The organism is Streptomyces sp. NBC_01260, from assembly GCF_036226405.1.
In the GTDB taxonomy this organism is placed as follows: domain Bacteria; phylum Actinomycetota; class Actinomycetes; order Streptomycetales; family Streptomycetaceae; genus Streptomyces; species Streptomyces laculatispora.
The window spans coordinates 96,771-110,271 of the sequence record NZ_CP108465.1; the positions used below are offsets into that span (position 1 = coordinate 96,771).

Here is a 13,501-nt window from a genome sequence, read left to right on the forward strand (position 1 = left end):
GGACGTGGCTACGGGGACGAGCCCGGGCACCGGGGCTCGGGGGCGGCCGGTCGCGCCTCCCCCGAGCACCCCGCGATCAGCCCAGTCCCGCCCGGGCCTGCGGGGTGTCCCCCGACCCGTCCGAGAGACCGGCGTCCGTCGTGGCGCGCAACAGCGAGCGCACAAGGGCGATCCGGCGGTCCACTTCCTCTTCGGACGCGGCGTCGATGACGACATGACCGTGCCGGCTCCCGGAGTTCTTGATTTCCGGGACCGTGTCGCCCGGTGCGAAGGGGAACTTCAGTTCGTGCACGAACGGCAGCGCCCGGATGTCGTCCAGCCCCTCCACAGACACGAGCCGCCCGGGCGGGAGCTGGAAGAAGGAGACACACCCCACCCGATGAGCGGTGTTCACCTGGACCGGCTTGCCGGCGAGTGCGCGAAACATGGCCGCTTCGATGTCGTACCCGGACGCGAGCGCGATGGCCCGATGGATTCGGTCGCCCGGGGCGCGGGTCTGCGACTCGACGATCCTCGGTCCGTCCGCTGTCAGGATGACCTCCGTGTGCGCCGGGCCGAACCGGTAACCGGCCTCGTCCAGGAACCGCACCACCAGATCGGCGACGGCCGCCCGGTCCGGCTCGGTCAGGGACGCGGGGTGCACGTGCGCGATCTCAGTGAAGCCGGGCGGCGGTGTCTTGCGCTTGGACGTGATGCCCACGAGATGGTGGGTGCCCTGCGCCGTCAGCGTCTCGACGCTGAACTCCGGCCCGCGCAGGTACTCCTCGATCAGCACGGGACCCGTGTAGCGCTGGTCGGCGAGCTGCTCCTCCCACTCGTCCAGGTCCCGGGCCTCGTGGACGAGTCGTACGCCGCGGCTGCCGGAGAGCAGGGCCGGCTTGGCCACGACGGGCAGTTCGAGCCGGGACAGCAAGGACCGGACCTCGTGCGCCGACGCGGCCGCGGTGGCACGCACCGGCGACAGACCGCGCTCGCGCAGCAGTTGCCGCATCGCCGTCTTGTCGTTGATGACGCGTAGTGCCTCAGGCGGATTGAGGGCGAGACCGTGGGCGTGCGCCTCCTCGCAGACCGGCAGCTGGGTGTCCTCGTTGCCCAGGTGCAGCACGTGCGCGACGCCCAGCCGTATGGCCGTGCCGGCCACCAGGCGGCGCAGCCCGGCGACGTCCCGGAAGTCGGTGAACAGGAGTTCCTCGGAGTACCGGGCGACCTCCTCCCGGTGGTCGTCCGGGATGCGCTCCGGGTCCCAGATGGAGAAGACCCGGAAGCCCTCCTCGGTGGCCTTGCGTACATAGGCTCGCCATGGCATGACCATGAGGATCTTGTTGTTCAACGTGGTGTTCCCCTCACTGATGCGGGCCGCACTCATGTCTGCTGCGTGTTTTCCTGGACGGCGGCGGGCTGCGGGACGGCCGCACGGGCGTCGCGCTCGCGGAAGAGCGACCAGTAGATGAGGAGCGCGCCCACTCCGAAGAGCCCGAACAGTAGGCTCATCCCGACCGCCGGGATCAGTACGCCGAGGGCCAGGCACAGCGAGGCGACGACCATCCCCAGCTGCACGTTGATCTGGTAGACGGCCATGTACCTGCTGCGGTCGTCTGCGGGCACCAGGTCAGCCAGCAGGACCTGCCGGATCGGCACCGACATGATCTCGCCGACGGTGAGCACCACCGCTGCGGCGAGCAGCAGCCAGGGCGCGTTGCTCGCCCCCCACACCATGTATCCGGCCGTGAAGAGCACGATGCCGCCGAAGATCCGCTGCCGGTCCGACAGCCGGCCGAACAGCCACGCGGCGAACAGTGCCAGACAGACCACGATGAGGGTGTTCGCCGCCCGCAGGATGCCGAGCATCTCGACACCGTCGACGGTCGGCCGCCACGGCCCGAAGCTCAGCAACTGCTGCCGCTCGAAGTCCGTGCTGAGGCGTACGGCGATGTAGTACGAGATCTGGATCTCGACGCTGCGGATCAGCAGGGCGGACAGGACCAGGCGGGCCAGGACGCTGTCGCGCAGCGCCGTCGTGTAACCGCCCAGCAGCGACCTGAGCCGGCCGCGGGCCCGAGGGTCCCGTGCCGTACCGGTGCGGTCGCTCGGCGCGGTCTCGCTGATCGCCACCAGGGTGATCAGCGCGATGACGCCGGCCAGCACGGCGGCGCCGAGGAGGAGCTGGAAGAAGAACGCGCCGAAGGCGAAGCCGCCGACGAGGGAACCCAGGAGGAACGCCAGGTTGATCGACCAGTAGTTGATCGTGTAGATCTGCTCGCGCGTCTTCGGCGTGGAGATGTCCACCATCATCGCGTCGTTGGCCGGCACAGCGATACCGAAGAGGCTGGTGCTGAGCAGGTAGCAGCAGAAGGTCACGGTTCCCGAGTGCCACCACGGAGAGTTGGCCAGCGCGAGCAGGACGAGGGCGGCGGCGCTGCCGATCTCGCCGAGCAGGAGGGTGGGGCGCCGGCCGAGGGTGTCGGACATGTGGCCCCCGATGAACGTGCACCCGACGACGGCGACGGCGATCGCGAACGTCATGAGTCCGGCCGTTGCGGCACCGTACAGATGGGAGAAGTGGATCACCATCAGCGGGGCGAGCATGATGTCCAGGAACTTCCGGACGAACCCGACTCCGATGCGCAGCTTCACGTTCCGGTGTATGCCGGCAGGGATCATGGGTGCCTCGAGTTCTTGAGGGGACGGCCAACAGAGCCGGCATCCGAGCCGATTCCGTCCGACCCGGTCTGCGGTCGGACGGGAGGGGGGAGGGAACGCAGAACCGGCAGCGCGAACAGGATCGGGGGATCGGTCGGTCTGCTGGGGCGCAGGCGCATCGATACGCGAAGGGGCGAGCGTGCGCCGACCGTCACGGAGTCGCGCCGGTCCACGAACAGCATCGGGTCAGTGCGCCGGTCCGGGCGGGTGGTGCGCGTGGCCGCGACGGCATGGACGAACCACGTGCCGTGCGGCACACCGGACAGGACGCAGCGCAGGGGGTGGTCGCCGGCCGCATCGATGATCTTCGCGGCGACCGGCGGGCTCTGCAGGATGGGGGAGGGGAAGATCCCCATGTACACGCGCAGGGCCGGGCACGCGCTGGGAAAGGAGATTGTCACGGCCGCCGTGCCGTGTGATGCCTGCACCTCGTCCTTGGGCAGGGTCGGATTGAGCGCGGTGCCCCTCACGAGGTGACGGAACTGGCTCGGGGGCATTCCGACGCTCTGCGTGAAGTAGTTCGTGAACGACCCGAGGCTCTGGTATCCGACGGCGAACGAGATCTCTGTGATCGTCCTCGATGTGGTGGTCAGCAGACGCTTCGCCTGATGGATGCGGACAGCGGAGAGGAACCGGCCGGGGGTCACGCCGGTGATTTCCCGAAAGGTCCGGGCGAAGTGGAAGCGGCTGAGCAGAGCGCTCTTCGAGAGCTCGTCCAGCGAGACCGGCTCGCTGTACCGCTCCCAGATGTATTCGATGGCACGTTCTATGGCTTCACGAATGGCACCGTTGCGGGCTTCGGGCACGACCTGGCGCCTGTCTGCTGTCACGGCCACCAAGGTGCGCCGCCCCGGTTGGGTACGGCTCGCACCGCACTCGAACCGCGGTAGGGCGACCACGGCACGGCGGGTGTCAGCAATTTGGGATATGTCTCACGCCGGGGCTCCTCCCATGCTGTGAAGCATGCAAGAACCCGCCTCCCCCGCTACAGAGGACGCCGCCCGCGTGAACGAGGCGGCGGAGAGGAAGTCTCATGGATGACGTGCGGAGAATTCTGGCCCCGGTGGTGGACGAGCTGCTGAAACCGTTCAGCCACGTCGCCGATTCCGAACTGCAGAGCGTCGACGCCATTCATGAGCGCTATCCCGGGCTGGCGAGATTCCGGGAACGGCTCGGGGACACGCCCCTCATCGAGGTCCCGACGGCGCCCGGCGGCGCGAGCATTCTCGCGAAGTGCGAATGGGGAAATCCGGCGGGCTCGGTCAAGGACCGAGTGGCCTACGCGCTGGTGTGCGATGCCATCAGGCGCCACGGCAACCGGCCGGCGGAGGACCTTCGACTGGTGGAGTACTCGGGCGGGAACCTGGGCCTGGCACTGTCCTATCTGTGCGCGGAGGCGGAGATTCCGCTGAACCTGGTCGTGGCGTCCTTCACGTCGGACAGCGTGCTGGACACCCTGCGGTCGCGCGGGACCGCGGTGGACATCGCCCCGGAGGAGGAGGGCTTCCTCGGCACGATCCGGCAGGCGCTGCGTATCGCGGACGAGGACAGCTCCCGGCAGCTGCTGTTCCAGCACGTCAACCCCGCCAACCTGACCATGCATCAGGCGACCACGGGCACGGAGATCGTCCGGCAGCTCGACGGCCGCATCCCGCACACCTGGGTCGCCGCCATCGGAACCGGCGGCACCCTCATCGGCGTCCTGAACATGCTGCGCACCGTCAACCCCGGCGTCCGGGCGGTGGGCGTCACGCCTGCCGAATCCCCGTACGGGCACGGCGGCGCCCCGGCGACCCCCCGCGGACTGTGCGGCACCGGAGGACTCGGCTACGGCCTCAAGCAGCCGTTCGTGAAGGCGTACGAGAACGACGTCGCCGCGCACCGGCAGGTCTCCTATCCCGAAGCACTCGAGGGCGCCGCGGAGTTCTACAGCCTCACCGGCACCCGGATCGGCACCTCCGCCTCGGCGAACTGGCTGGTCGCGCGCAGGATCGCCGCACAGCTGCCCTCGGACCAGGTGGTGGTGACCCTGTTCGCCGACGCCGGGAACCCCGAGCAGTGGGAAGAGGTGGGCGCGTGACCACCACGCCCGACGGGCCGCGGACGGAGTCCGCGCGGGTCCTGGAGCAGTTCCGGGATCTCGCGGTCGGCCCGACCCGGTTCATGACCGTTCACGCCTGCTACGAGCTCGGGATTCTGGACCGGCTCCGCAAGAGCGACGGCACCGCGCTGTCGGCCGCGGATCTCGCCGAGGCGAGCGGTGTCCGGCCGGATGCCGTCGAGCAACTGCTGCATCTGCTGGTCAAGGAAGACTTCATCGCGTACGACGCGGATACCGGCGGATACCGCGCAGTGGGTCTCGCCCGCCTCTCCGACGACGAATTCGCCCGGGCCATGCGCCTGATGTCCATGATCAAGGAAGTCTGTCTGCGGCAGCTCTACTACCTTCCCGACAGCGTACGGACAGGCAAGGTCGTGGGCCTGGAGAAGATTTTCGGGTTCCACGGCGATCTGTACGAGGCGTGCGCCGGGCACGAGGAACTCCGTGGTGCCTGGTCCGAGATGATGGACCAGACGACATCCCTCATCGACCCCTGGTTCTTCGAGAACGTCGATATCCCGTCCGGCACCAAGGTGCTTGACCTGGCCGGCCACACCGGCCTCGGTGCGATCCTCACCTGCAAGTACAACCCGGAGAAGAACCTCGAAGTGGCCTGCTTCGACTTTCCGGAGAAGCGGGACGACGCGCTGGAGAACTTCCGCGCGCATGGTGTCGAGGATTCCTGCACCTTCATCGGCGGCGACGTGTACGAGGGTCTGCCCAAAGGCTTCGGAGCCGTTCTGGTCAAGCACTTCCTGGACCAGCTGGGCAAGGAGAACGTGTTCCGGGTGCTGCGCGCCGTCTACGACTGCCTGGAACCCGGAGGCCGGATCTACGCCCTGGTGCCGACCTATCCCGAGAATGTCAGGGAATCGAGTCAGGCGGACTTCTTCCCTGCCTACTTCCTCGGCTGCAGCACGGCCGAAGGCGGCCCGCAGAAGGCCTCCACGTACAAGCAGTGGATGGAGGAATGCGGATTCACCGACGTCGAGACGATCACGCATGGGGCGGACGAGCGGCCACCCGAGATGATTCATGTCCACAGTCTTCTGTGCGGAGTGAAGGGTTAGCCGGTGAAGAAACGCATCCTGCTGGTGCACAGCCGGTCCGGTCCGCCCCTCGACTTCGCGCTGCGCCGGCTGGCAGCCAGAGCAGAAGTCCACGTGCTCGCGTTCCATCCGCTGCCGGCCGGAGCGGAGGAGTACTGCGCCTCGGTCATCCCCGCCCACGAACGGCGGCTGAAGGGGGACGCATTGGTCGACGCCATCGTGGAGGCGGCCGGCCGGGTCGGCGCGGACGCGCTGTGCGGCCTGTCGGAGTACACGGTGGTCCCGGTGGCGGAGGCGGCCGAACGCCTGGGTCTTCCCGGCCCGGGCCCGGTGGCAGCGGCATCACGCGACAAGCGGCTGATGCGGGCTGCGTGGGAGAAGGCCGGCGTGCCGCAGCCGGCGTACCGGACAGTGGCCTCGGCGGCCGACCTGCACCGGGCGTTCGACGAGCTGCAGCCCCCTCTGCTGCTGAAGTCGGCGTGGGGCGCCGGCTCGACCGCGCAGCTCGTCGTCTCCCGTGAGGAGGAGATCGATCCGGCGTGGGAGGAGGTGACGGCGGTGATGACGGCAGCCGACGCGGCCGGTGTCGTGATGCTGGAGGTACCGGGTGCCGAGGACGACTTCCTCGTCGAGGAGATCATCCCTGGCACGACACAGTCCTGGTGGGCGGACGACAGCGGCTACGGCGACTATCTGAGCGTCGAGGGCATAGTCATCGAGGGCGAGTACCACCCGGTCTGCATCACATCGCGGCTGCCGACGATCCCGCCCTTCATGGAGCTCTGCAACATAGCGCCGTGCGAACTCGCCGGACCGCTCCAGCGCGAGATCGAATCAGTGGCGCGCGCCGCGGTCGACGCCCTCGGGCTGCGGACCTGCGGTACGCATACGGAGATCAAGCTGATGCGGGACGGAGGGCTCGCACTCATCGAGTCCGCCGCGCGCTTCGGCGGCGCCGCGATCCTTGCCCAGATCGAGCACGTCTACGGCTGCGACCTGGTCGGCACTCTGGCGGACGCGCTGCTCGGGCTCCCGACGGACCCTCCCGTTTCCATGCTGGCCCAGGGCGACGCCACCGGCGCCGCGTGCACGTTGTCCCTCCTGGCGACGAACGCGGTGGGACAGCCGTGGTCGAGGGACCTGATCTGGGACACCCACGTGGTCGACTGGCCGTCCCTGGTGACGCCCGGCACGACCATCGAGACCGTGCCGGGACTGACGATCGCGGACGGGACGCCCATGCCGAAGTACGAACGCAGCGGCGGAAAGATGGTGCTCGGCGGAGTCCTCTACCTGAAGTCGCCGGACTCCAAGACGCTCCTGCACGACGCCTACACGGTCCTGAACGGCCTGGAGGACGCCCTGGCACGGGGATGGCAGCAGGCCGGCGGCAGTGGGGGACACGAGCAGGGGACGAGCGAATGAGCAGCATGGACATCCGGCGTATCGGCGGCCGCATAGGAGCCGAGATCACCGGCATCGACCTGAGCACCACGATCCCGGAACAGCTGTTCTCCGAGATCGAGCAGGCGTTCCTCGACCACAAGGTGCTGTTCTTTCGCGACCAGGAGATCAGCGACGAACAGCAGCTGGCCTTCGCCGGCCGGTTCGGCCCGCTCACCCGGCGCCATCCGATGATGCGGACCGCCGAAGAGAGCCCGCAGGTCCTCGTCGTCGACGGGGAGGACCAACGGGCCAACCACTGGCACAGCGACATCAGCTTCACCGAGACCCCGTCCCTGGGAACCACGCTGCGCAGTGTGGTGCTGCCGCCGTACGGCGGAGACACCCTGGTGGCCGGCGGCGCGGCCGGCTACCGAGATCTGCCCGCCGAGTTGCGGGACATCGCCGACCGGCTCTGGGCGGTGCACACCAACCGGGCGGAACAGCCGCGCCTGGGCACCGGGCGTGGTGAAGAAGTACGCCGGGCCTTCCTCGCCAAGCGGTTCGAGACCGCGCACCCCGTCGTGCGGGTCCATCCGGTCACGGGCGAACCCTCCCTGTTCCTCGGTGGCTTCGCCCAGCGGCTCGTCGGCATGAGCCTGCGGGAGTCGAGGCCGATCATCGACGTACTGCAGTCCTACATACTGCGCCCGGAGAACCAGGTCCGCTGGACCTGGCGCCCCGGAGACGTGCTCATCTTCGACAACCGCTGCACGCAGCACTACGGCGTCAACGACTACGACGACCATCGCCGGCTGCTGCACCGCGTCTCGGTCACCGGCGACGTGCCCGTCGGCCTGGACGGCAAACAGAGTTACGTGATTCATGCCGGCGACGGGAACGAGGAGGGACGATAGACATGGCGGCAGACATGGCGACCCCGGATTCCTTCGCGCGGCGGCTCCGGGCACGCGAGCGGCTTACCGGTTACTGGATCTCGTGCGACAACCCGGTCGCGGTCGAACGCATCGCCCGGCTCGGCTACGACTACATCGGCGTCGACGGCCAGCACGGCGTGCTGTCGCAGCCGGGCTGGAATGCCGCGATGATGGCGGTGGACGCGGGACAACGCGCGGCGGGTCTGATCCGGGTCCCCTCCGTGGACCCGGTGGCCATCGGCGCCGCTCTGGACACCGGGGCGCGCGGAGTGATCGTGCCCATGGTCGAAACGCCGGAGCAGGCCGAGACGGCGGTGCGGGCCACCAGGCATTGGCCTGCCGGAACCCGTAGCCTGGCCGGCCCCGTACGAGCCCAGTTCCGTCTCGGTGACGTTCCGGCGGAGATCGACGAGGGCGTGGTCTGCATCGTCATGATCGAGACGAAAGCCGCCCTGGACAACCTCGACAAGATCTGCGCGACGCCGGGCCTGGACGCCGTCTACCTGGGACCGGCCGATCTGTCCGTGGCACTCGGTGGACACTACTTCGGCGATCCCGCGGTGCAGCCGGCGCTCGTCGAAGCGTCGAAGGCCATCGCCGGCGCCGCACGCGACGCGGGCATCGCGAGCGGCATCCACTGCATGGACGGCGAGAGCGCGGCCCGGTGGCTGTCGGACGGGTACACCTTCGCCACGATCTCCAGTGACATCACCCATCTCGAACAGGTCGCGGCCATGCACCTGGCGGCGGCCCGCGGGGCGGAGGACTCATGAGTCCGGAAGGCCGCATCTACCGGTCCATCGAGGAGCTGGTCGGTGGTACCCCTCTGCTCCAGTACCGGCTGCCGGGTGTTCCGGAGGACGTACGGACCCTGGCGAAGCTGGAGATGCTGAACCCGCTCGCCAGCGTCAAGGACCGGGCGGTGCTCCACATGTTCCGCGCCGCGCGGGAGTCGGGGCAGCTGTCCCCGGGCGGCACGGTCATCGAGTGCTCGTCCGGGAGCACCGGCATCTCCCTCGCCGCGCTCAGCCGGCTGTACGGGCATCGCTGCATCATCGTCCTGCCCGACAACGCCACTGTGGAAAGACAGTTGATCCTGCGCAAGCTGGGCGCCGAGATCGAGAGCGTGCCCCACGGCGACGGACTGCTGGCCGCATGGGCCTTTGCGGAGCGGCTGCAGAAGTCCCTGCCCGGTTCCTGGCTCCCGCACCAGGACACCAACCCGGCCAATGTGCTGGCGCACTACGAGACGACCGGACCGGAGCTGTGGCGGGACACCGCGGGCGAGGTGGACGTGCTGGTATGCGGTGTCGGTACGGGCGGGACGCTGACGGGGATCGCGCGTTTCCTCAAGGAACGACGCGATGTCCATGTGGTCGCGGTCGAGCCCGCCAGATCAGCCGTTCTGTCGGGAGGCGAGGCAGGGCCCCACGGCATCCCCGGGATCGGCGCGGGTTACGTCTCGCAGATCACGGACCTCGGGCTCATCGATGAGGTGATCGCGGTGTCGGACGATGACGCTGCTGCCGCGGTCGGGGAGATTACCCGGGCCACCGGGCTCATGGCCGGAATTTCGTCCGGGGCGGCGGCACACGCCGCCCGGGCCGTGGCCCGGCGGCCGCAGTGGTCCGGGGCCACGATCGTCGCGGTGTTCCCTGATTCCGGTGAGCGCTATCTGTCGGTCGGGACAGCCCTTTAGGAGGTTGCTGGAAACGTTGGGTGCTGGCCCCGGTCCGGGTGGATGGGGGCCAGTTTTTTTGTATACGGGAGCTTCTGCTGGGTTCTACCGGCTGGTGGGGCTCTGTGCGGGGTGGTGCGGTTGGGCGATGTGCGCGGGTCGGAGTGTGCCGTTGGTGTCGCGGATGTGGATGTGGACGGTGTTGTGGAGCGTGTGGTCGGCGTGGCGGATGGCGAGTTCGGTGGTGGGGGCTGTCGCGGCGACGAGTCCGAGGCGGTCCCAGGAGTCTTTGACGGGGCGGACGGTGTCGCCGGGTTTCACCCAGGCCTGTGCCGTGAGGATTCCCGGTTGTGCGCGTGCTTCTTCTATTCCTGTGATGGATTCGACGCGGCCGGGGTTGCTGATGAGGAATCTCACGGCGGCGGCGCGCTGTGCCCGGGGCGGGCGGGACATTTCGGGGACAAGTCCGAAGGGCCAGCCGAGTGCGTATGTTTCGAGGTCGATTCCGTAGGCGCCGCGTACGAGTTCGTTGATGGCGCCGCCGCCGTAGCGGTTGTGTGACTCGATGACTACGGGTCCGTCTTTTCCGATTCTGAATTCGGTGTGCGCGGGTCCGTCGTGGAGCCCCATGCTGTCGAGAAACGTGCTCACGCTGTGCTGGATGCCGGCGTGGGCGGTGGTGTCCAACTGGGCGGGCATGGTGTGTGAGAAGGCCGCGAAGCTGTCGGGGGCGAGGTGAGTCTCGGTGATGCCGATGATGACGTGGCGGCCGTTGAAGCCGAATGTTTCGGCGCTGTACTGGGGTCCTTCGACGTACTGTTCGAGCATGAAGCCCTTGATGGTGAAGGGCATGGTGGTGCGGGCCATGGGGTGCCCGTTCAGGGTGCGTACGGTGTCCCATGCGGCGTCGGCTGTGTGGGGGTCGATGACCCGGACCACTCCGTAGCTGCCTGTTCCGTTCGTCGGTTTGACGACGAAGGGGTAACCGTGGCGCTGGGCGAAGGTGTCGAGGTCGCCGCGTTGCGTCAGGGGGGCCGCGGCCGCGCCGGCGGATGCGCCGGTGGCGGCCAGGTGGCGGCGCATGGCGAGTTTGTCTCTGAACCTTCTCGCTGTTTCGAGTCCTGTGCCGCCCAGGCCGAAGAGATCGTTGATCAGGCCCGCGCCTTCCAGCCCGGGTTCGGTCAGGGACAGGGCGACGGTGAATCCCGTTGTTTCGTGTAGCTGGCGGGCAGTCGTTTCCAGTGCGTCGAGGTCCGTGTAGTTCACGGCCCGGACTTCGTCGGCGAGCTCGCAGGGCGCCTCCGCGAGTTTCTCGGGATGCTGGAGCACGAGGACGTTCAGGCCCAGGCCTTTTGCCTTCTTCACCGTCGAGTCGGTGGCGCCGACGAGAAGCGCGGTGGTGTCCGCTTGCACGCTCTCTCCGTTTCTTCCCCGGTGTGGGTACGGGCGAGGTGGGGGTCAGGGTGTGTGTGCGATTCGGGGTAGTGCGGTGGGTGGTTGCGCAGGTGGACTCGTGGCGGTGACATGGGCGTCGTCGGGAATGTCGGTGAGGACGAGTGCTTGTGCTCCGACGATTACCTGGTCGCCGATGGTGACCGGGCCCAGGACGGTGGCTCCTGTGCCCAGGACGGTTCCGTTGCCGACTACGGGGTGGCGCCGTTCGCCGGGCGGTCTGCGGTTGTCCCGCCACCAGCCGACCGCGCCGAGGGTGACTTGGTGGTAGATCGTCACGTCGTCACCCACGACGGCTGTCTCGCCGATGACGACTGCCGCGCCGTGATCGATGAAGACTCTGCGACCGAGTGTGGCTCCGGGATGGATTTCTGTGCCGGTGAGTGCTCTGGCGGCCGTCATGAGGGCGCGTGCGGACAGCCGGGCTCCTCGTTCGTGGAGCAGGTGAGCCACCCGGTGGGTACACAGGGCGGGCAGCGCCGGGTGCAGCAGTGCCTCTGTGAATGTGCGTACCGATGGGTCACGCTCGACGACGGTGCGGACGTCTTCGGCCAGGAGCCGGAACAGTCCTGCCGATGCCTGCAGTTTCGGCGGTTCGTGTTCGTCGGTGAGTCTGCTGGCAAGGACGAGGCCCGTCTGGGTGTCGTCGTGCCGGGACGCGGCCCTGCCCGGCAGGCCTGGCTTGTTCATCGTGCCTCCCAGCGGTGTGCCCGGATTTCGTCGGCGGGACTACGCCGCGAGGGCCGGGGCGGACCAGCGGGTGATCTCATGGAGTGCCACGTCCTTGCGGCCGCGCATCCGCATGGTGGTATTGCGCAGGAGGGACCGGAGCGGGCCCGATCCCTGGTCCAGCAGGCCTTGTCGGCGTGAGAGCAGTGCTACCCGGGCGGTGCGTTGTACCCGCTGCCTTTCGTAGGCTCGCAGAGCGGTGGAGAAGTCACCACGACTGCCTTCCACAACATGCGTTCGCAGCGTCGAGGCGAGAACGACGGCGTCTTCGAGCGCCATGTTCGCCGCTTGTCCCAGGGCCGGGGACATCGGGTGTGCCGCGTCGCCCAGCAGTACTACGCGGCCGTCCACCCACCGTGACACGGGGTCGCGGTCGTGGATGTCCGTGACCGCGACGTCAGCGGGGTCGCTGTTCGTGATCAGCTGTACGATCGGGGCCGGCCAGTGCCCGATCAGTTCGGCCAGCGCCCGTTGTGCGGCTTCGGAGCCCAGTTGTGGCCATGTGCCGGGGGGAGCGGTGATCTTGGCTGTCCAGTAGAGTGCCCCGTCGCCGACTGGGGCGGCGAATATCTGGACGCCGTTGCCGTTCGCCACGAATCCGTGCGGCCACGGCCAGTTTCCCGGTGTGTGGCTGCGTACCGAGGTGTATCCGCAGTATCGCGGTAGCCCGTCGCCGATCATCCGTTTGCGTACGGACGACCAGATTCCGTCCGCGGCGACGAGGAGGTCCGCGGAGTGGATGCTGCCGTCGGACCATTGCAGGGAGACGGGGCCGTTGTCCGTCGTGTAGTCGGACACGACGGTGCCCATCTGGATCTCGGCTCCGGAAGCGAGGGCATCGTCGGCCAGTGCGTTCTGCGCGGCCGTGCGCAGGATGGAGATCGACGGTGTCCCATCGGGCTGGGCCAGGCGTCCGATGTGCTCCCGTGCGAGGACCCGGCCGGAGGAGCTGAGCAGGACGCGTTCCTCGACCGGTCCGATGACATGCCCGGATTCACGCAGGCGCCGACCGAGCCGGCTGCTCATGGCATCCGCTGCGGCGACACCGTTCGGGTAGAGCATCAGCCCCGAGCCCGCAGGCGCGAAGCGCGGCGCGCGTTCCACGACCGTCACGTCGAGGCCGCACCGTGCAAGCGCTGTTGCCGCGGCCAACCCGCCGACGCCGCCGCCCACCACGGTCGCGGTAAACCGTTTGGCGGTCATGGCCGCGCCACCCGGCGTGCAGGGTTGTCGATGCTTCCGTCATACATGACGACAAGGATCCGGGCTTCAGGCCCGTGCGGGCATCTCCGATATTGCTCAGCCTGCTGTGCGTCCGATGCCCTCTTTCCACCGTATCCACCGCTGCTCCACCCGCAGCCCACCCGGTGGCCGCAGGCTGGTTCGGTCACCGCGCGCCTCATCGGCCAAGGACATACGGCCTTCGCCGGCAAGCAGGATCCGGGAGATCGTCACGAGGAGAAAGAGTAAT

At 68.3% G+C, this 13,501-nt stretch carries 12 protein-coding genes; 6 read left to right on the plus strand and 6 right to left on the minus strand.

What is annotated here, in order from left to right; all coding sequences use genetic code 11:
• Positions 1-76: 76 nt before the first annotated feature.
• The 3 genes from OG322_RS41225 to OG322_RS41235 are packed head-to-tail and all read right to left on the minus strand — an operon-like array spanning position 77 to position 3,530.
• Entirely contained in the window at positions 77-1,366 is a 1,290-nt protein-coding gene (locus tag OG322_RS41225) for an ATP-grasp domain-containing protein (protein WP_124286622.1), read from the minus strand.
• Positions 1,363-2,634 (minus strand): MFS transporter, encoded by a 1,272-nt coding sequence (locus tag OG322_RS41230; RefSeq protein WP_260147629.1) that lies wholly within the window; start codon positions 2,632-2,634, stop codon positions 1,363-1,365. The genes OG322_RS41225 and OG322_RS41230 overlap by 4 nt, the downstream gene beginning before the upstream one ends.
• A gap of 23 nt (positions 2,635-2,657) precedes the next feature.
• Entirely contained in the window at positions 2,658-3,530 is an 873-nt protein-coding gene (locus OG322_RS41235) for a helix-turn-helix domain-containing protein (RefSeq protein ID WP_164494607.1), read from the minus strand.
• Positions 3,531-3,733: 203 nt separating this feature from the next.
• Between OG322_RS41235 and OG322_RS41240 the strand changes: the two genes are divergently transcribed.
• From OG322_RS41240 to OG322_RS41265, 6 genes are read left to right on the plus strand one after another with little or no spacing between them, the layout of a single operon-like run.
• On the plus strand, positions 3,734-4,780 hold the full coding sequence (locus tag OG322_RS41240; RefSeq protein ID WP_123471703.1) for a PLP-dependent cysteine synthase family protein: 1,047 nt from the start codon (positions 3,734-3,736) through the stop codon (positions 4,778-4,780).
• Positions 4,777-5,871, plus strand: a complete 1,095-nt coding sequence (locus tag OG322_RS41245; protein ID WP_241200544.1) for a methyltransferase — start codon at positions 4,777-4,779, stop codon at positions 5,869-5,871. The genes OG322_RS41240 and OG322_RS41245 overlap by 4 nt, the downstream gene beginning before the upstream one ends.
• Before the next feature lie 3 nt (positions 5,872-5,874).
• Positions 5,875-7,275 (plus strand): ATP-grasp domain-containing protein, encoded by a 1,401-nt coding sequence (locus OG322_RS41250; RefSeq protein ID WP_123471704.1) that lies wholly within the window; start codon positions 5,875-5,877, stop codon positions 7,273-7,275.
• Positions 7,272-8,150 (plus strand): TauD/TfdA dioxygenase family protein, encoded by an 879-nt coding sequence (locus tag OG322_RS41255; RefSeq protein WP_123471706.1) that lies wholly within the window; start codon positions 7,272-7,274, stop codon positions 8,148-8,150. Before OG322_RS41250 ends, OG322_RS41255 begins: the two co-directional genes overlap by 4 nt.
• A gap of 2 nt (positions 8,151-8,152) precedes the next feature.
• Positions 8,153-8,944, plus strand: coding sequence for an HpcH/HpaI aldolase family protein (locus OG322_RS41260; RefSeq protein WP_124286624.1), 792 nt, complete (start codon positions 8,153-8,155; stop codon positions 8,942-8,944).
• On the plus strand, positions 8,941-9,870 hold the full coding sequence (locus OG322_RS41265) for a PLP-dependent cysteine synthase family protein (RefSeq protein WP_124286625.1): 930 nt from the start codon (positions 8,941-8,943) through the stop codon (positions 9,868-9,870). The genes OG322_RS41260 and OG322_RS41265 overlap by 4 nt, the downstream gene beginning before the upstream one ends.
• Positions 9,871-9,954: 84 nt before the next feature.
• Here OG322_RS41265 and OG322_RS41270 read toward each other — a convergent pair whose 3' ends face one another.
• The 3 genes from OG322_RS41270 to OG322_RS41280 all read right to left on the minus strand — a co-directional run bounded on the left by OG322_RS41270 (position 9,955) and on the right by OG322_RS41280 (position 13,233).
• Positions 9,955-11,262 (minus strand): ATP-grasp domain-containing protein, encoded by a 1,308-nt coding sequence (locus OG322_RS41270; protein WP_329307835.1) that lies wholly within the window; start codon positions 11,260-11,262, stop codon positions 9,955-9,957.
• A 45-nt stretch (positions 11,263-11,307) separates the two neighbouring features.
• The gene (gene epsC / locus OG322_RS41275) at positions 11,308-11,886 is read right to left on the minus strand and encodes a serine O-acetyltransferase EpsC (protein ID WP_405703545.1); all 579 of its coding nucleotides are present in this window, start codon (positions 11,884-11,886) and stop codon (positions 11,308-11,310) included.
• A 144-nt stretch (positions 11,887-12,030) separates the two neighbouring features.
• A complete protein-coding gene (locus OG322_RS41280; protein ID WP_329307836.1) occupies positions 12,031-13,233 on the minus strand; it encodes an FAD-dependent oxidoreductase in 1,203 nt (400 codons plus the stop codon).
• Positions 13,234-13,501: the final 268 nt, after the last annotated feature.

What these genes read in the sequence shown, in the direction of transcription:
- OG322_RS41240 (WP_123471703.1), top strand. Translation starts at nt 3,734, where the DNA reads ATGGATGACGTGCGGAGAATTCTGGCCCCGGTGGTGGACGAGCTGCTG.
- OG322_RS41260 (WP_124286624.1), top strand. Translation starts at nt 8,153, where the DNA reads ATGGCGGCAGACATGGCGACCCCGGATTCCTTCGCGCGGCGGCTCCGG.
- OG322_RS41255 (WP_123471706.1), top strand. Translation starts at nt 7,272, where the DNA reads ATGAGCAGCATGGACATCCGGCGTATCGGCGGCCGCATAGGAGCCGAG.
- OG322_RS41265 (WP_124286625.1), top strand. Translation starts at nt 8,941, where the DNA reads ATGAGTCCGGAAGGCCGCATCTACCGGTCCATCGAGGAGCTGGTCGGT.
- OG322_RS41225 (WP_124286622.1), bottom strand. Translation starts at nt 1,366, where the DNA reads ATGAGTGCGGCCCGCATCAGTGAGGGGAACACCACGTTGAACAACAAG.
- OG322_RS41280 (WP_329307836.1), bottom strand. Translation starts at nt 13,233, where the DNA reads ATGACCGCCAAACGGTTTACCGCGACCGTGGTGGGCGGCGGCGTCGGC.